At 39.7% G+C, this 17,902-nt stretch carries 17 protein-coding genes; 16 read left to right on the top strand and 1 reads right to left on the bottom strand.

What is annotated here, in order from left to right; translation table 11 throughout:
* Positions 1–98 precede the first annotated feature (98 nt).
* The 5 genes from NTX44_05145 to NTX44_05125 all read left to right on the top strand — a co-directional run bounded on the left by NTX44_05145 (position 99) and on the right by NTX44_05125 (position 5,809).
* Positions 99–617, top strand: coding sequence for a hypothetical protein (locus NTX44_05145; protein ID MCX6120983.1), 519 nt, complete (start codon positions 99–101; stop codon positions 615–617).
* A gap of 899 nt (positions 618–1,516) precedes the next feature.
* Positions 1,517–3,646: a T9SS type A sorting domain-containing protein gene (locus NTX44_05140; GenBank protein MCX6120982.1), complete on the top strand. Its 2,130-nt coding sequence runs from the start codon at positions 1,517–1,519 to the stop codon at positions 3,644–3,646.
* A 233-nt stretch (positions 3,647–3,879) separates the two neighbouring features.
* The gene (locus tag NTX44_05135; GenBank protein MCX6120981.1) at positions 3,880–4,428 is read left to right on the top strand and encodes a hypothetical protein; all 549 of its coding nucleotides are present in this window, start codon (positions 3,880–3,882) and stop codon (positions 4,426–4,428) included.
* A gap of 216 nt (positions 4,429–4,644) precedes the next feature.
* On the top strand, positions 4,645–5,088 hold the full coding sequence (locus NTX44_05130) for a hypothetical protein (GenBank protein ID MCX6120980.1): 444 nt from the start codon (positions 4,645–4,647) through the stop codon (positions 5,086–5,088).
* Between the two features lie 223 nt (positions 5,089–5,311).
* Positions 5,312–5,809, top strand: a complete 498-nt coding sequence (locus NTX44_05125; GenBank protein ID MCX6120979.1) for a hypothetical protein — start codon at positions 5,312–5,314, stop codon at positions 5,807–5,809.
* A 425-nt stretch (positions 5,810–6,234) separates the two neighbouring features.
* Here NTX44_05125 and NTX44_05120 read toward each other — a convergent pair whose 3' ends face one another.
* Positions 6,235–6,513, bottom strand: a complete 279-nt coding sequence (locus NTX44_05120) for a hypothetical protein (GenBank protein MCX6120978.1) — start codon at positions 6,511–6,513, stop codon at positions 6,235–6,237.
* A gap of 852 nt (positions 6,514–7,365) precedes the next feature.
* Between NTX44_05120 and NTX44_05115 the strand changes: the two genes are divergently transcribed.
* The 11 genes from NTX44_05115 to NTX44_05065 all read left to right on the top strand — a co-directional run bounded on the left by NTX44_05115 (position 7,366) and on the right by NTX44_05065 (position 17,624).
* Positions 7,366–8,157, top strand: a complete 792-nt coding sequence (locus NTX44_05115; protein ID MCX6120977.1) for a Cthe_2314 family HEPN domain-containing protein — start codon at positions 7,366–7,368, stop codon at positions 8,155–8,157.
* Between the two features lie 248 nt (positions 8,158–8,405).
* A complete protein-coding gene (locus tag NTX44_05110) occupies positions 8,406–9,542 on the top strand; it encodes a hypothetical protein (GenBank protein ID MCX6120976.1) in 1,137 nt (378 codons plus the stop codon).
* A 669-nt stretch (positions 9,543–10,211) separates the two neighbouring features.
* Positions 10,212–10,832 carry a hypothetical protein gene (locus NTX44_05105; GenBank protein MCX6120975.1) on the top strand — a complete coding sequence of 207 codons (621 nt, stop codon included), beginning with the start codon at positions 10,212–10,214 and terminating at the stop codon, positions 10,830–10,832.
* A 217-nt stretch (positions 10,833–11,049) separates the two neighbouring features.
* The gene (locus tag NTX44_05100; GenBank protein MCX6120974.1) at positions 11,050–12,036 is read left to right on the top strand and encodes a hypothetical protein; all 987 of its coding nucleotides are present in this window, start codon (positions 11,050–11,052) and stop codon (positions 12,034–12,036) included.
* A 570-nt stretch (positions 12,037–12,606) separates the two neighbouring features.
* On the top strand, positions 12,607–12,906 hold the full coding sequence (locus tag NTX44_05095) for a hypothetical protein (GenBank protein MCX6120973.1): 300 nt from the start codon (positions 12,607–12,609) through the stop codon (positions 12,904–12,906).
* 191 nt (positions 12,907–13,097) lie between these two features.
* On the top strand, positions 13,098–13,829 hold the full coding sequence (locus NTX44_05090) for a hypothetical protein (protein MCX6120972.1): 732 nt from the start codon (positions 13,098–13,100) through the stop codon (positions 13,827–13,829).
* Between the two features lie 206 nt (positions 13,830–14,035).
* Entirely contained in the window at positions 14,036–14,551 is a 516-nt protein-coding gene (locus NTX44_05085) for a hypothetical protein (protein ID MCX6120971.1), read from the top strand.
* A gap of 197 nt (positions 14,552–14,748) precedes the next feature.
* Entirely contained in the window at positions 14,749–15,147 is a 399-nt protein-coding gene (locus NTX44_05080; GenBank protein MCX6120970.1) for a hypothetical protein, read from the top strand.
* A gap of 178 nt (positions 15,148–15,325) precedes the next feature.
* A complete protein-coding gene (locus NTX44_05075) occupies positions 15,326–15,829 on the top strand; it encodes a hypothetical protein (protein ID MCX6120969.1) in 504 nt (167 codons plus the stop codon).
* 194 nt (positions 15,830–16,023) lie between these two features.
* A complete protein-coding gene (locus tag NTX44_05070; protein ID MCX6120968.1) occupies positions 16,024–16,572 on the top strand; it encodes a hypothetical protein in 549 nt (182 codons plus the stop codon).
* A 182-nt stretch (positions 16,573–16,754) separates the two neighbouring features.
* Positions 16,755–17,624 carry a hypothetical protein gene (locus tag NTX44_05065; GenBank protein ID MCX6120967.1) on the top strand — a complete coding sequence of 290 codons (870 nt, stop codon included), beginning with the start codon at positions 16,755–16,757 and terminating at the stop codon, positions 17,622–17,624.
* Positions 17,625–17,902: the final 278 nt, after the last annotated feature.

The raw sequence follows: 17,902 nt of genomic DNA, 5'->3' as shown, positions 1-17,902 counted from the left end.
TGAAGGCTATCAGGGTGAACTCATTTCGTTTTCAGCATATTGAAAATTATCAACGCCGCAGCTTAGCGCCGGTCCGTTAGGCGGGCACAAAATTACTTATGATAAATAAATTCCTATTTTTCATTCTGATTTTTCAAGGGTGTTCAAATTTAATACATCAGGGAAATCAAATTGATTTGGCCAGACGAGAAATTGATGGCATTAATTTCATGGGAACTCTCGCAGAAATAAAAAGTCAGATAGGGAATAATCAACTTGAAGTATTGCCTCGGGATCAAATATCAGATCAAGGTGATAGAGTTATTGATACACTTTGGATTATTACAATATCAGGCCACCATTTCTCGCGCTCCTCAAGTTCAAAATCTGTCTACATTCAAGATTCCTTTTTTAAAACAGCAGAGGGCGTTGGTGTTGGTTCATCAGTTCAAGAATTTGTCAATTGCTACGGAGTTCCAAAATATGTCGAAGAAGATATAGGGTACTCTCTATATTTTGAATCTCACAATTTAAGGTTGTCTGTTTATATCACTCCCGATTGTCAATGTGAGCATAGTTTTGAGTCTCTTGATAAAAAATGTATTATAGAAAATATGTTTATCCTTGTGCCCGCCTAACCAGGCGCTCAAGCTGACGGTTGCCAGCCGGGTGCGATAAGCATGGCTTGTAGAGGTTTGGATGTTTAATAATAAACTTTTCAGCGTGAACTTGTTTCGCTTTGTGTATATTGAAAATTATCAGCGCCGCAGCTTAGCGCCGATCCGTTAGGCCGCACGTGCGGTGTGTGTTTTTGTGGTTGAGGGAAGTATCGCGGTCATCAAAAAGTTTTGTTTGTAATAAAAGTGGTGTGCAGTATGCCCGTGTCAGAAAAATTAAAGTTGATAAAGTCTTTGCAAAGATTTGTATTTTAATTCAGGTAAGGTTCACCAATTATAATTTCGGCCTAACCAGCGCATCAAGCTGACGGTTGCCAGCTGAGTACGTTAAACATGGCGAGCAACGGCTGGGTGCAAATGCAAATATCCAGCATGAACTCATTTCGTTGGTTGCATCACGAAACTTATCAACGCCGCAGCTTATGCGCAGTCCGTTAGGCTGCACGTGCGGTGCGTAATGAATTTATTTCATTGCTGGTATTTAAAAATAATTTGGAAGTATTGTTCCACCAATCGGCGTGGATAGAACTTTTCGAGTATCGTTTTCAAAAGTGGCAGTGGTTCTTTGAACGTTTTGTGCAAAGATTAAACGCACCGCCCGTGTCAGAAAAATTAGAGTTGATAAAGTTATTGCAAAAATTTGTATTTTGATTCAACTACAATTCATCAATTATAATTTCAGCCTAACCAGGCACTCAAGCTGACGGTTGCCAGTTGGGTGCAATTAACATGGCGAGTAACGGTCGAGTGCAAATGCGAAAACTTTCGTTGTGGAACTTGTTTCGTTGGTTGCATGACGAAACTTTTCAACGCCGCAGCTTAGTGCCGGTCCGTTAGGGCGCAACGCGAAAGAAAACCATATGAAAATATTTGTCATTATTTCAATTATATTATTCTTTTCACCGATGAGTTTATCGCAAACCAACTTCTGGCAGCAGACCAATGGCCCTTATGATTCCGGGTTCATACTTTCATTCGCTAAGGATTCGTCTGGCAGAATCCTAGCTGGTACAGCAAATCAAGGTATCTATAGTTCGTCCAATGGAGGCCAGTCATGGAACTCGATTGGGCTTACCGGAAACGATATCAACTGTTTGGCAGTCACATCAAATGGTTTTCTGTTCGCCGGAGCCTCGAACCTGTATCGCTCGATTGATGGAGGTAACAACTGGAACAAAACACCTTTACAGAGTTTAGGTGTACAATCACTCTGTGTCACAGGAACAGGTCGAATAATTGTTGGAACATACTATAATGGAGTCTATACATCTGACGACACTGGAAATACATGGATAAATCGAACTCAACAACTTGGCTATTGTAAAGCTCTAATATTATACAAACTGAGCAACGGAACTATTTTCGGAAGCATTGCTCCAGCGTGTGACTACTGTACAGCTATTAATCCCAGTATTTATCGCTCAACTGATGATGGTTCGACTTGGCAAAAAGTGAGTGATCTTCCGCCGACTTCATTCGCTGAAGACGGAATAGGGGGTGTGCTTGCCTTTGTATCCCAAATCCCGTCTGTTTATGTCTCCACAAATAACGGTGATCTATGGACTCCGCGATCGAATTATGTTTATGATATGAGAAATGTGTCGTCATCTGTAATATCTAGCACGGGTATCTTGTTTACTGGAACTAATAATGGCGGTTGGGGCGAGGTGTTCAGATCTACCAATCACGGAACAACTTGGGATGTCGTGGCTTCACCACCCTACACAAGTGGAGATGTGAGGGCATTGATCATTCCTGATGAAAACTGCATTCTCGCTGGCAATTATTATGCCGGTATTTTTCGATCAACAGACAATGGTGATACTTGGATAAAGAGTTGTACCGGTATTCACAGTGCCGATATTGAAGCAGTATTCGCAGTTAATGCTAATGTAGTATTTTGCAGTCTATTTTCTTTTACTGAAGAAACTGATATCCATCGGTCAACCGATGGTGGGCAGACGTGGACGAAGATGGAGGTTGGAAATTCTAATACGATCACCCGATGTTTTTACCGGTCGATAAATGGAGATATCTATGCAGGGGGTGAAAAGGTCTTTAAATCAACCGACACAGGCAATTCATGGCAGCTATCTTCAACGGGATTAAACATTTCCTCAATATTTACAATTACGGAGGGATTATCTGGTACCATCTTTGCGGGAGATTACTGGGGGGGCATATTTCGTTCAACTGACAGAGGTAGTTCGTGGGTTGCTGTTAATAATGGTTTAACAAGTCTAACAATTTTTTCGATGATCTCTTCTCCTTCCGGCACCTTACTGGCAGGAAGTTTTAATGGGCAGGTTTTCCGCTCGACCAATAATGGTGATTTTTGGACTCCGATCAGTTTAGGATCAAACTCCGTTGCGTGTTTGTATCGTCTGATGAATGGAACAATCTTGGCAGGTACGTCTGGTATATACAAATCTACTGACGATGGACTAACATGGACCGGATTAGGGGGAACATTGGCTCAGCAAGGAATTGTTTCCATCGTAGAGAATCCTAAAGGTGATCTATATGTCTCAACGAGCTACGACGGAGTGTACAAATCGACAGACCGTGGAATTTCATGGATTCAGATCAATTCAGGCTTGACCGATCTTCGAACACAATGTATGGCTTTATCATTATCAGGTTCTCTGTACATCGGTACTTGGAGACATGGCCTTTTTAAAAGTGTAAGTAACGTAAACGATGTAGAAGAAACATTATTGGAACCGACGAAGTTCTTTCTTGCACAAAATTATCCGAATCCATTCAATCCAAGCACGCTAATAAGGTTTCAAATTCCACATTCCGAATTCGTCACACTGAAAATCTTTGATCTACTAGGTAGAGAGTTGGCAACGCTAGTGAACGAGGATTTGAATCTAGGAAGATATGAGAAAATTCTAAATGGGGGTAAATTAGCAAGTGGTGTGTATATATATCGAATACAAGCAGGAAGTTTTGTACAAACAAGGAAACTTTTGCTTATAAAATAATCTGTTGCGCCCTAACCAGGCTCTCAAGCTGACGGAATAAGCGTGGGTACGTTACGCATTGCGTGCGGTGGGTTTAGGTTTTCATAATTAACTATTCAGTACCTCGTTGGTTGGGTACAAATAATTTAGTTATCAGCGTAAACTTGTTTCGTTGGGTGCATGTTGAGGTTTGGTCATGCCGCAGCTTAGCGCCCATCCGTTAGGCGGTGCGATAGAAATAAGGAATCATAATTATGTTTATCCAGTATGATTCATATAAAAACAATGAATCGCCAGGGCCATTTATTCCAGATGAATATGAACTAATACTTGGAAGAGCTATTATAGCTTTTTCTTCTCTGGATGTTCAGCTACTTGTAGCAATCGCATCTTTACTTACCGTTGACGATTACGAGGCTGAATCAATAGTAGCCGAAATGTCGTTTAAAAATCGAATCAATCTTTTTTCTTCTCTTATGAAACTTAGACTTTCAGATACAGAATTTAATTTTGGAAAACATGACCCAAAAGTCGCGTTGTCTGAACTTATTTCCGTTTGTTTAAAGGCAGAAGAGTTGCGTAACAAATTAATACATTCGCAATGGGACTTAGAACCAACCACACAAAAAGTTCGCAGAAGGAAGACAACATCAAAAGCATCTTCTGGATTAAAGTTTCAGTATGAATATGCAGAACTTTCTGAATTAAACAGAATTGTGAATTACATCCTTTATGCGACTACATGTATTGGTGATGTCTTTAATCATTTCACAGATTTTAAAGTTAGAAATCGCACCGCCTAACCAGGCGCTCAAGCTGACGGAATGAGCGTGCTACAAAATTCATTGCGAGCAACGGGTATTGGTTTCATTAGTAAGTTTATAGTATTAAGTTCTTTTTGTGTAATTAATTCAGTTTTCAGCGTAAACTCGTTTCGTTTGGTGCAATTTGAGGCTTGGTCACGCCGCAGCTTAGCGCCAATCCGTTAGGCAGCCTGAAAATAATTATTGGAGAATCCAATGGAGAAATTCAGTATTGATCTACAACCTGAACCTGCAAAACCTATTAACAGATTCATTCAGAGATCATTATTAGGACTTATAGGTATTTCAAATATTGTACAAGCAATATTGTCCGATAATAGCTTTCGATATATAGGTATACTTATTGGTTTCGGTGCAATTGTCTTTGCAATTGGTTACCGTTGGTTTTATAAACCAAAATTATTTTCGTTTGATGAGACCGGTATCGAGGGACCTATTAGTACACCGAAGAATATTTTGCATAGATGGGAGAACATCGCAAAAATCGAAGTAAGTCTATTCAATTTAAAAATCTATGCGAAATCCGGCGAGCCATCCAATGTTTATCTTGGCAATTTAACATTTCAACATCTCAGAGAAATCAAACTGAAAATAATTGATTTAGCGAAATCAAAAGGAATAGAAGTTCAGGCTGCCTAACCAGCGGCTCAAGCTGACCGTATGAGCGTGGGAGCAATTAACATGGCTAATGGTGGGTTGACGTTTTTATTATTAACTTTTCAGTGCCTCGTTGGTTGAGTGCAGATGAATTTGGTTATCAGCATGAACTTATTTCGTTTGGTGCAATTTGAAAATTGGTCACGCGGCAGCTTAGCCGCAGTCCGTTAGGGCGCACGCAAAATAATTCACAGGAGGAATAATAATGCCTCAGTTACAATTTACCTACGATCAGCTTGAATCGCTTCTTATTCAGCCCGGCGATTTACCAGTTGGATTTGCAGGTGGACAAATCCGTGATGAAGTCCCGGCAATGTTTTCTGAACTGCCAAAACCTGAGGTGAGCATTTACCAGCAACTTGCCTTCAAAGGTGAAATTGCTGGTGGTATTGCGTTATTTATTTGCTCTGACAATGATACGGCTAAGAAATCTTTTTCAATCATTGTATCTGGTTTCGGCCAGAGTGAAGAAGACGATTTGTACAAACGATCTGTAGAATCGGTTAAAACAATCGGTGAACAATGTGCTCAAGTTATTTCTCACGCATTAACACCTGAACTTCTTGGAGTTCCATTGAACGATAATGGAGACCTTGCATTCGTTCGTAAGTCAATAGTCGTTCATATTCGTATGGTTGGCACTTCTGATTCCATCGACCTGCAAACATATGCAAAACGATTGGATCAAAGGATTTGCAAATAAAGTCAAGGTATTTAAGTTTCATTGTGCCTTCTTTGCAATATGGTTTTCTATTTCATTTATGTGCGCCCTAACCAGGCGCTCAAGCTGACGGTTGCCAGCCGGGTACGTTACGCATGGCGTGTATAGGTTTTAGTCTTAATAATTTCTTTTTCAGCATGAACTCACTTCTCTGGGTGCATGTTGAAACTTTTCAGCGCCGCAGCTTAGCGCCAGTCCGTTAGGGCGCAAGCAAACAAAGTTTTGTGCCTCTTAATTGAAAGGGTAAAAATATGCAACCCTGTATTTCAATCATCCTAAATGTTGTCGGATTGTTTTTGAATATTGTCGGTTCATTGATTCTCTGGAAATTTGTTCCGTCATACTTAGAGTTTGATAGGAATTGAGATATTATGCCCATAGAAAAGGTAAAGTATGATAAAAGTAACTCATGGTACAATTCTGGCATGTGTTTGCTTCTCGTCGGTTTCGCTTGTCAATGCATTGTCCTTATTGTAAAATGAACCGGACAGTTTTTTCAATTTCGGCTCATCTATTTGATGATATTTTATCTCTACATGGCGTTTTATGTTTTCGGGTAATTGGTTGAATTTGGATGTGCGAGGATAAGCCCAGATTGGACTATTTATTATCCATTTAAGTAACCCAACCAATTCTTTAATTGTAATATCATCTTTCATTGCAACATGATAATCTATTCGTCTCATAATATTTTTCTCTTTTCTGGCACAAAACTTTTAATTCAAGAGTCGTTGGTGCTTGCGCCCTAACCAGGCGCTCAAGCTGACGGTTGCCAGCTGGGTACGTTAATCATGGCGTGCATAGGTTTCGTTCTTAATAATTTCTTTTTCAGCATGAACTCACTTCGCTGGGTGCATGTTGAAACTTTTCAGCGCCGCAGCTTAGCGCCAGTCCGTTAGGCGGCGCAAATAATACAAGGATCGTATTCACACGATTGGACGAAATCAGATGGCTTCGCAAACTGAAATTCCAGTTCAAGTAAAAGGTAAGTTACAGTGTGATGTCTGTAATCGAGAAATGGTTTTCACAAGTTACATTTGCGATGATTGTAACCGCCAGTTGAATGAGAAATCAAAAAGAAACTTTAGTCTCCAAAAAGAGATACGTACTCGTGTAGATGGTTACGCATATCCAGTATTCATTTTTGGATTTGGCATATTCTGTTATCTCACGGCAGAAGTTCACGGTTGGCCTATATCAATATTTATTTTCCTGCTTGAGGTTGCGATTCTTGAACTCACGTATCATTTATTGCACAAATAGTGCTTAACCATTTGTTTGTAATTGTGTAGATCGTAATATTTGTCAAAAACAATACACTATGCGCCGCCTAACCAGCGGCTCAAGCTGACCGGATGAGCGTGGGAACAATTTACATGGCTAATGGTGGATTTAAGTTTTCATAAGTAGCTTTTTAGTACCTCATTGGTTGAGTAAATTTAATTTTGTTATCAGCATGAACTCATTTCGTTTTGTGTAACATTAAAATTGGTCACGCGGTCAGCTTAGCCGCAGTCCGTTAGGCAACCGCTAAAAACATGGATAAATCAACTGAAATAGTTGCTCAACCTTTTTTTAAATTATTACTTGATATATTTCATCCAATCACTAAGGCAGGTGCATCAGGTATTCCGGAGGATGAAGAAAAATATAAGGAATGGCGCAGAACAAATCGCTCTCGATTAAACCAAGGTGAACTGTATGTTACTGACGTTTTTAATAATGCATCAAACCTAATAAAGGTTTTCGATAGAATTCGTTATTCACAATATCTAATTAATCGTTCACCCAAAGGTTTTTTAACAAAAGATAATTCTAATGGGCGCAGAGACTGGACAGATTATCATTTCTTTGTTTACACAACCTCGATGGCAAGTATTCTTGATTGCATGCTCATGCTTTCAGCTGAAGTATACGAACTTGGTTTGTCGCCACGGTTTTGTACATTCGAGATAATTACGCAACATAAATGGATAGCAGGTTCGGACTTGGTCAAGTCACTCCGACAATTGAGGAAAACATTAGATCCACATATTTCTCGGCGTCATCGCTTTCTCCATAGAGGAGAAGAATCAGGTTTTGTAGACCTAGTTGATGAAGAACGTTATATAGAACTTAATTCTTATACTTTCCTTCAGGAACATGACCATCCTGTTATCCATCCTAGAATATTATCTTTGCTGTGGAAGGGTCAACTCACAAAAATAAAACCTTTGCTCCTTACATTTGAAACATCAGCAAGAAAAAATGTGGTTTCTATTTTTGGAGAATTATTCCCAATTTTTAAGTATAAACTTAGTAAATACAAATTATTAAATACTGAAAAATAGCGGTTGCCTAACCAGGCGCTCAAGCCGACGGAATGAGCGTCGCCCGCCGGCTTTACTAAAAAGCAATTGTCGGCGGGCTTGTACGTTAAGCATGGCTCGTAACGGTTTAGTACATATTGAAGGCTATCAGTGTGAACTCATTTCGTTTTCAGCAACTTGAAACTTATCAACGCCGCAGCTTAGCGCCAGTCCGTTAGGTGGCGTTTGAAAGAGCATCGATATAAGAAATTAATCAAAGGAGGCTAACTATGTCGTTTTGGAAAGAATTTGCACAGCTAGACAGAAAATTTGCCTGGTCATTTGTAGGTTCAATTGTTGGCGTGGTTTCTATTATTGTCGCGGTATACATCGCATTGGTCTATGAGAAAAAGCCCGCCATTCAATTTGACATAGTCAGTGAAGCAAATGTTCTTGAGGTCAGAGAACAACTCGGGAAACTTTCGATTTTATTTGACGGGGATAATATTAGTCAAAAGGGACTTAATCTTCGCATCTTTACTATAAAGGTTTCAAACGTCGGCCAAGTAGATATAACACAACCGATGTTTGATCAAACAAAACCATGGGGATTCCGAATAACCGATGGACGTATTATTGAGGCAAATCCACTCGAATCAAATTCTGACTACCTCCGTACTGATTTAAAGCCAACCATTCACGCACCTGACTCAGTATTTTTTGAAAAAGTTATTCTCGAAAGAGATAAGTTTATTTCTCTCAAGCTCCTAATTATTCACGATGCTTCAAAATCTCCGTCTCTTCTACCTATGGGTAAGATTGCTGGTATGGATAACATCCAAATCACAAAATCCTTCCAAGAAAAGACTGAGTCTAATTTCTGGACTGATTCATTTAGGGGTGGTCTATTAATGCAACTTGTCCGCATTCTCGCTTATCCAATAGCTTTAATAATTCTCATTTTGTTTGTCGCGTTTGGTATTGTTTTACCATTTTCGGATGCTGCCGACAGGCGAAAAAAACGAAAGAGGGTTTCTTTGGTCGAAAAATATAAGGATATTTATAAGTCTTCTATTGTCGATACGGACTCCATCTTTCTTGATTCTTTTCTTGTTGATGGTATAGAACCCATCCGTTCTTTGATAAAAATGATTTCTAATAAGTCTCAACTTCGATCTGCCCTTGATCAACCAGATAGATCTAATTTAAGAAATATGATTGTTCATTCACCTAGCGCTGTTTCAGTTAGTAACGAAGACGCATATCGTCGTGTGTATGTTCAAGAGGAACGCGTTGAACTAGTAAAGAAATTTTCTAAGTCTGGGCTTATCCGTCGGGAAGGAACCTCTGTTGAAGTCGACAAACAGCTTGGCGAACATTTGCGTCAATTTTCTAGATTTTTAAAATCTGCCGACTATGATGAATAACCATGCAAACGCCACCTAACCATCGGCTCAAGCTGACCGGATGAGCGTGGGTACGTTAAGCATGGCGAGCAGAGGTTCTGGTTCTTAATAATAAAGTATTCAGCATGAACTTGTTTCGTTTTGTGTATTTTGAAAGTTGGTCACGCGGCAGCTTAGCCGCAGTCCGTTATGCCGCGCGCACGGTGCGCATAAAATTGTTTTTCAGGGCAAGTTCCAAAATACTTTGAGGGTTCACTTCCGCTCATCGAGGTGGATATAAAAAGTAGAGTTACGTTTTCAAAAATGGCATCGTTCTTGGAAAGTGGGGTGCAGTTATTAAAAAGCGCACCGCACGCGCAACAATCTATTGCGTTGAGTGCATATTGAGAATATCGGTCTCTGTGTTTCGACCACTGGAAGTACATTGAAAGTTGTTTGGCATAACCAGCAACTCAAGCTGACGAGATGAGCGTCGCCCGCCGGCATTTCTAAAAAGCAATTGTCGGCGGGCTAGTACGTTAAGCATGGCTGGTGGTGGGTTATCATTTTTATTATTCAGTTCTTAGTACCTATAACTTTGATACGTATTAATTTGGTTTATAGCATGAACTTGTTTCGGTGGGTGCAAATAGAAAATTGGTCACGCTGCAGCTTAGTTGCAGTCCGTTAGGCGGGCTAGATTTATCATATATGGAAACATTTGAAAATATAAATGCTTCGATCGAACAATTTCTTGACGTTGTTCATTCTATTTACGGTGTTTATCTCGATTCGATCAGAGGATTTTATACTGTTAGGAAAGAATTTATCGAGGGTCAACAAAAATCTCTATCGCTCTTTAAAGATTCTCCCGAATTAATGACAATTGAGCACCTTGATTCTATTGATTTCATGTACGGAAAAGGCAATCCTAATCTCCCCGGTTCGGTGATTTTGCATCGATGCACTCAAGGTGAATACAAGCAGCGTAATGATAAAGGAGGGAACAATTATAAGTTTATTGGCAATATGTGTATTGTTAGCATATATCAATACTGGGAGGACTACTACAGATCTGAAATTGCGAATTCTCTTGGATTAAAAAAAGAAGCATTACTTGTCACTGTAATGGGTGACCTAAGAATTTTGCGTCGTTCAATTGTTCATCACAATGGTATTGCATTACAAGATATTGACAAATGCGAGGTACTTAAGTGGTTTAAATACAATAACAATATATTCATTGATGAGTTGAAGATGGAAGAGATCGTTTTTCATATCCAAAGTCAGTTGATCGCTCTCGGAGAGCAATATAAATCAACGCCCGCCTAACCAGGCGCTCAAGCCGACGGTTGCCAGCCGGGTACGTTAAGCATGGCGAATGGTGGGTTTAAGTTTTTATAATTAACTTTTCAGTACCTCGTTGGTTGGGAACATTTAATTTGGTTATCAGCATGAACTCGTTTCGTTTTCAACAATTTGAAAATTATCAGCGCCGCAGCTTAGCGCCGGTCCGTTAGGCGGTGCTGGTGGAAAGGAGAGTAATAAAGTGCAATCATTAAAACTTGTTCTCGCAATTGCTTGCTTCACGATTAGCATTTCATATTCCCAAGTATTGCAAACGTCAAAGGGTCAAGTTGAATTCATCGGATTAAGTTCTTGGTCTCCTCAGAAGCTACTCGACACTCTCTCAGCACTTGAACCCGATAAGCCATTCGGAGCATGTGCAGCTGATCTTCGATTCAAGCTAGGTTTTCCTGACGCTAGTGTTTGTGTATTCTTTGATGGTGGCAAACCTTATACTATCATCACTGTTGTTGAACCCAGTTATTCATCTCTTGTTAAATACAAAGAACCTTTTCGAGATACTTTAGCACTCATTCAAAAGTGGTCAAAGGCATTTGAGTTATTCAATTCTCACCAAAACGATTTCTTCATGGCTTTGCAATTCTATCCCTCACGATCGGTAGACACGATTTATTCTTTGGTTAGTAATTTTGCCGATTCTGCTATCGTTCGAGAAGTTTGGAATACTATTGAACAATATAATAGCATTGCTGACCAGCAAATTGCCTTTCGAGCATTGCGATCCGATGGGAATCATAAAAACCGTCTTCTTGCATCTGCTGTTCTTGCAAATTTTTTTGATGTAGATTCAACTTGGTGGGAACTCTCTGATGCCCTTCGTGATCCTGATGGTCGAGTCTCAGGAATCGCAAATAGTATCTTACTAGGACAAGCCAAAACATCACCGCGTACAGTTGATTGGTATCCAGTGATTTCTTCACTTCGTTCGTTGCTAGATGGAACGAATCTCTTCGCATTCACTGGAACTTTAGAAATCCTTACGAATACCCGAGTGTCGCCTAAACTTGCTATACCGCTATTACGAGGTGGCGGTAATCTCTTGTTGGCTTATCTAAAAGCAAATCGTGCGAATGAGCGACAGGTTGCCCATCGTTTGCTTGTACAACTTGCTAATAAAGATTATGGATTCAGCGTCGAAAGTTGGAAATCTTGGATCGTTGCTCTGTGATTCATCGACCAGCACCGCCTAACCAGCGGCTCAAGCTGACCGAATGAGCGTGGGAGCAATTTACATTGCGAATGGTGGGTTGACGTTTATTTAATTAACTTTTCAGTACCTCGTTGGGTGAGTAAATTAAATTTGGTTATTAGCGTAAACTCGTTTCGTTTTGTGGTTAATTTAAATTGGCCTGCCTGCCGTAGTGCCTACGGCACGCAGGCAGGTCACGCGGCAGCTTAGCCGCGTTCCGTTAGGCCGCACGTGCGGTGTGTGTTTTTTGTGGTTGAGGGAAGTATCGCGGTCATCAAAAAGTTGCCCGTGTCAGAAAAATTAAAGTTGATAAAGTCTTTGCAAAGATTTGTATTTTAATTCAGGTAAGGTTCACCAATTATAATTTCGGCCTAACCAGCGCATCAAGCTGACGGTTGCCAGCTGAGTACGTTAAACATGGCGAGTAACGGTCGGGTGCAACAACAAAAAAAAATACAGCATGAACTCATTTCGTTGGTTGCATCACGAAACTTATCAACGCCGCAGCTTATGCGCAGTCCGTTAGGCCGCTTACTGAAAGGATAAATTATGAAGTATATCGCTTTTGTTCTTGTAACACTTATTAATAGCATTTCTTTATGTACTGGTGAGGAAAAACAGAAAGACACTTCATCATTGAATATTATTACTAAAGTTCCATTCAATGGGCAGTATTACTTTATACAAATAACTCCCATTGAAAAGGGAAATCGAGATCATATGCCAATGGTCGGCGGCAAATCGATACCAAACCAGAAAACATTATTTTGGAATGATTCATTGCAGCATATATTACCAGATTCCATTTTACATATGCTTAAAGACATTCCCAAATTGAAATTAAAGTAAGCGGCCTAACCAGGCGCTCAAGCTGACGGTTGCCAGCTGGGTACGTTACGCATGGCGAGTATAGATTTTAGTCTTAATAATTTCTCTTTCAGTATGAACTCACTTCCTTGGGTGCATGTTGATACTTATCAACGCCGCAGCTTAGCGCCTGTCCGTTAGGCGGCTACATTAATTTTGTGGATGTGAATAAAATGAAAACAGCTTTTGCTATCCTCCTGTATACAACAGTGTCTTTTGGGCAAATCGTAACTTTATCAAAAGACACGCTCAATTTTCCATCGAAATATCCGTTTTATCCAAAGTTTATTGATACTATACATGTGTACAATTCCGGCACTCGCACACTATCGATAGACTCAGTACAAATATTCAGTTCTTCTTATCGAAATTATCTTTTCTCTGTAAGCTCTCATGACAGCGTCAAGAAGATTGGGAATCTTAGGTATCAGTTTAGAATAAATTCCCGGACTACTATACTTCCATCTGATTCCGCGTTGTTTATTTTTCAGTATATGCCTCCGGTCACGAAACTTTCCGTTAACAATGCAGCTCAATCGGATTCACTCGTATTTTACAATAATTCGTTGAACAGACCATTGATGACTATCATGCTTATTAATGAGATTCCATCAAATGTCGATAATCCAATATCGCTACCTTCAAATTATATTCTCTATCAAAATTATCCCAATCCATTTAATCCATCCACTCAAATTTCATTTTATTTACCAGCGCGAACTCATGTTTCCATGATCGTTTGCGACGTGCATGGACGAGTTATCAACAAATTGATCGACAAAGAATTACCAATGGGACCTCATTCCCTCATCTGGAATGCACATGGTTGTTGTAGTGGAATTTATTTTTATATCCTTAAGACTCAGAGTATATCTCTTTCTAAGGCTATGTTATTCATAAAGTAACTGTAGCCGCCTAACCCGGCGCTCAAGCTGACTGTTGCCAGCTGAGTACGTTAAGCATGGCGCGCATAGGTTTTAGTCTTATTAATTTCTTTTTCAGCATGAACTCATTTCGTATTCAGCAACTTAAAATTTATCAGCGCCGCAGCTTAGCGCCGGTCCGTTAGGCGGCTAATAAACATTTTAATCTATCACCACAAGAGGTTATCATGAAACTAAAAATCATTATTTCTCAATTATTCTTTGCGCTTGCAGTTATAATTGCTTCGGGATGTTCGCGCAGTAGTGATGATTTTCTCCAGGCTGGCCGGACTGATGTGATAAACCATAAATACGATCAAGCCGTTAGCAATTTCAATCATGCGATTGAGCTTGATTCTACCAATGCTCAGGCACACCTTGAAAGAGCCCTTATAGCTAACAAAACATCCAATCCAGTGCCCCTAGAGGCAGATTTATCAAAGTACATAGAATTGACTGCGAAGTCTCTGGCGATTGCATACATAGGCAGAGCGTTGGACCGAATGTTGCACCGAGCTGATCCTAACGCATCATTGGCAGATCTTAACAATGCCATTACAATTGATCCATCAAACATTCAAGGTTACCATTTCAAGAGAGAACTGTTAAGTCAAAAAGGTGACACAGTTCAATTGAAGAAGTATCTTAACAGCCTAGATGACTCGACACGGTTAAGGCTCTTTCAGAAAGATAAATTATTTTAGAATGGAGATAGCCGCCTAACCAGCGCATCAAGCTGACACGATGAGCGTGGTACGTTAAGCATGGCGAGCATAGGTCTTGTTCTTAATAGTAACCATTTAGCATGAACTCGTTTCGTTTTGTGAATATTGAAAGTTATCAGCGGTGCAGCTTATGCGCCATCCGTTAGGGCGCACAAACAATAGCAAAGGTGGGAAGTATGAAAATTGTAAAAGAAGCGATCGTAATGGTTTTCATCATTGTTTCTTTTGCTTGTAAAGATAACGCTACCAACCCCAGTATTAATCAACCGACAAGAGCCTTATCATTGAGAGCAAATGCTACCTCGGGTACATCGCCGTGCAATATCATTTTAACTGGTACATTTAATGCATATACAGACACAACAACAATGCATACTCCGGACATGTTCGTTATTGGCGGTCCGGGATTAACTGTGATTCCTTATTGGTTATCGGGTTATCCACCTATTCCAGCAAAGAGAACTTATATAGATACCTTATATTTCCCTTATGCGGGTTCATTTTCTGTCCATATGCTATTACAAACGATGACACAAGATATTTATTCAGATACAATTACATTTACAATAAATTAATTTGTGCGCCCTAACCAGGCGCTCAAGCTGACGGTTGCCAGCTGGGTACGTTAAACATGGCGAGTAACGGTTTCGTTCTTAATAATAAAATTATCAGCGTGAACTCACTTCGCTGGCTGCATGTTGAAAGTTATCAGCGCCGCAGCTTAGCGCCGGTCCGTTAGGCCGCAATAAAAACATGATAAGAAAAATAATTATCGTTCTCGCAATATTTGTTGCCATTTCAACATCTGGTGGCTTTGCACAATCGTCTAATGCAGATTCTATCCTTCGCCCACAAGGACAGTTTAATGCCATTGGCGGCTTGCGAACAGACGCTTTTCATGGCGGTATTATGTATTCATTAACCAAATTTGTTTCAGTTGAACTAAACTTAGAAATTTTAGGATATTTCATGTATCCAAGTGTTGGTGGATCTTTAAGTTTTTATCTTTTTCCCAATTCCACAATAACTCCAATTGCCCGCATCCAGTATTTATTTGATTATTCCTTAGATTTGTTTTTTGTTTCTCGAGAACTAGCCGAAGAAATTAATTTAAATATTGGATTTGATGCCGTTCTTAGTTCTAAGTTCCGATTATTTTTCTGTGGCGGCTATTGTACTAAAACAATATTTAAAGATTCTGATAGGCCTTATCTGAAGATATTTATTGATGTTGGATGTTTGTATACGTTAAATTGATATTGCGGCCTAACCAGGCGCTCAAGCTGACGGTTGCCAGCCGGGTACGTTAAACATGGCGAGCATAGGTTTTATTCTTAACAATTTCTTTTTCAGCATGAACTCACTTCCTTAGGTGCATGTTGAAAGTTCTCAGCGCCGCAGCTTAGCGCCGGTCCGTTAGGCAGCCACTCAAAAGAAAGGGATACAATTCTATGGAACATGTAATTCCTATTTTAACATTCATAAAAGATATTTCTTGGCCATTGGTTATCTTTATTATCTTCTTATATCTAAAAAAAGATATAAGTGTATTTTTGGCCACGGTGAGAGAAAAGCTTACCTCTGCCACAATTGGCAATGTACAATTTGACTTATCCAATAAATCTAAGCCAGCCAATCTAAGCATTCCCGATAGCACAATTCCCGATAAGCCAGCTAACTGGCAAAATGTTGCCAATATCTTTTGGGTCGGGCATGATCTTATGTGGACGATAGACGTAATATTTCGCAATGGCAATAAAGAATTTATTGCTCGTGGACTTAAACAATCACTTCATCACTTGAGTTGTATTTTTTCATCGGATCATCCAACAATTGTTAAGATGAAACAAATAGTAAGCAAACTAAATACTACACTTGAATCTGATTTTGATGTTAATAAACGGATGCAATTTGCCAGTGATGTTGGCTCTATTCTCTCAGAATTCGGATCAATTGTTGGAAAACATCAACCGAATTTTCAACCGGAACCTGAACAATAATGTGGCTGCCTAACCAGGCGCTCAAGCTGACGGTTGCCAGCTGGGTACGTTACGCTTGGCGCGCATAGGTTTTTAGTCTTAATAATTTAATTATCAGCATGAACTCAGTTCGTTCTGTGAATTACGAAAGTTATCAGCGCCGCAGCTTAGCGCCGGTCCGTTAGGCAGCACAAGGATAAAACATGTTAGACACAACATCCAAAATCGTCGCCAGATTAGAAGACGACTTCTCGCATTCAATTACATTAAGTTTGAAATCCTTGTTTCAAAACAAGCATCTATATCAAAGTGAAAATGTCATCGCTGAATTCCCAATGGATTTGGAATTGCTATTGGCTCCTAAAGAGGCGAAGGCAAGAGCCGATGAGTATTTTATTTCAAGAACTCGATTAAATTGGTCTACAGGCTCAACTGGCTCTCAACAAGTCGGTAATACAACTAATATGAGAATACCTTTTGTTACGCCTGACGTTAAGTTGTTTTGTCATAAGTGTAATAGAGTTGAGGCATTTAATCCTCGTTCATCTGACGAATTATTTGCAGGATATTCGTCAACTGATAAAATTTATTCTTTTTCAAATGGAATCACTGTTCAAGTATTTGCCTTCACCTTTCTTTGTCAATCGTGCAAATCAGTTCCAGAAGCTTTTTTAGTCAGACGGGAAGGTCTTAAATTGATTTTGTGCGGTCGTGCCCCTATTGAACATATTACAGTCCCAACCGAAATTCCAAAATCAATTAAGCGATTCTTTTCTTCTGCCATAGTTGCTCATCAATCAGGTCAAACATTAGCGGGTATATTTCTATTGCGAACACTTATAGAACAGTGGGCAGTTTCACAAACTCATGATTCAAAGTCAGCTGATGAGGCTTTAGAAATGTATATTCAATCTCTCCCGATTGATTTCAAAGATAGGTTTAAATCGTTTAGAACAATCTATGGTGAATTGAGTATCGATATCCATAACGCAACTGGTTCCCCCGAGCTTTTCTCATCAACCATTGGAAGCATAATTGAACATTTCGAAGCACGTAAATTATTTAAAATATAATCTTGTGCTGCCTAACCAGGCGCTCAAGCTGACGGAATGAGCGTGGTACAATTTACATGGCGAGCAAAGTATTCGTTCTTAATAATTCTGTTGGTAGCATGAACTCGTTTCGTTTTCAGCAAATTGAAACTTATCAGCGCCGCAGCTTAGCGCCAGTCCGTTAGCCAGCAATGGAACATTTTAGAATAACAAATGTATACTAAAATATCTAAAATATACGAAACGCCAACCGAGATCAAGATTGATAAGGTAAAAATCCCTACTCCATTTTGGTACAT

Source organism: Ignavibacteriales bacterium (genome assembly GCA_026390575.1).
GTDB lineage: Bacteria > Bacteroidota > Ignavibacteria > UBA10030 > UBA10030 > Fen-1298.
The sequence above is the reverse complement of the archived record's forward strand: the minus strand, read 5'-3'. Positions and strand labels throughout refer to the sequence as shown.

Coding starts and splice junctions, on each gene's coding strand:
- NTX44_05145 (MCX6120983.1), top strand. CDS start 99: ATGATAAATAAATTCCTATTTTTCATTCTGATTTTTCAAGGGTGTTCA.
- NTX44_05140 (MCX6120982.1), top strand. CDS start 1,517: ATGAAAATATTTGTCATTATTTCAATTATATTATTCTTTTCACCGATG.
- NTX44_05135 (MCX6120981.1), top strand. CDS start 3,880: ATGTTTATCCAGTATGATTCATATAAAAACAATGAATCGCCAGGGCCA.
- NTX44_05130 (MCX6120980.1), top strand. CDS start 4,645: ATGGAGAAATTCAGTATTGATCTACAACCTGAACCTGCAAAACCTATT.
- NTX44_05125 (MCX6120979.1), top strand. CDS start 5,312: ATGCCTCAGTTACAATTTACCTACGATCAGCTTGAATCGCTTCTTATT.
- NTX44_05120 (MCX6120978.1), bottom strand. CDS start 6,513: ATGAGACGAATAGATTATCATGTTGCAATGAAAGATGATATTACAATT.
- NTX44_05115 (MCX6120977.1), top strand. CDS start 7,366: ATGGATAAATCAACTGAAATAGTTGCTCAACCTTTTTTTAAATTATTA.
- NTX44_05110 (MCX6120976.1), top strand. CDS start 8,406: ATGTCGTTTTGGAAAGAATTTGCACAGCTAGACAGAAAATTTGCCTGG.
- NTX44_05105 (MCX6120975.1), top strand. CDS start 10,212: ATGGAAACATTTGAAAATATAAATGCTTCGATCGAACAATTTCTTGAC.
- NTX44_05095 (MCX6120973.1), top strand. CDS start 12,607: ATGAAGTATATCGCTTTTGTTCTTGTAACACTTATTAATAGCATTTCT.
- NTX44_05090 (MCX6120972.1), top strand. CDS start 13,098: ATGAAAACAGCTTTTGCTATCCTCCTGTATACAACAGTGTCTTTTGGG.
- NTX44_05085 (MCX6120971.1), top strand. CDS start 14,036: ATGAAACTAAAAATCATTATTTCTCAATTATTCTTTGCGCTTGCAGTT.
- NTX44_05080 (MCX6120970.1), top strand. CDS start 14,749: ATGAAAATTGTAAAAGAAGCGATCGTAATGGTTTTCATCATTGTTTCT.
- NTX44_05075 (MCX6120969.1), top strand. CDS start 15,326: ATGATAAGAAAAATAATTATCGTTCTCGCAATATTTGTTGCCATTTCA.
- NTX44_05070 (MCX6120968.1), top strand. CDS start 16,024: ATGGAACATGTAATTCCTATTTTAACATTCATAAAAGATATTTCTTGG.
- NTX44_05065 (MCX6120967.1), top strand. CDS start 16,755: ATGTTAGACACAACATCCAAAATCGTCGCCAGATTAGAAGACGACTTC.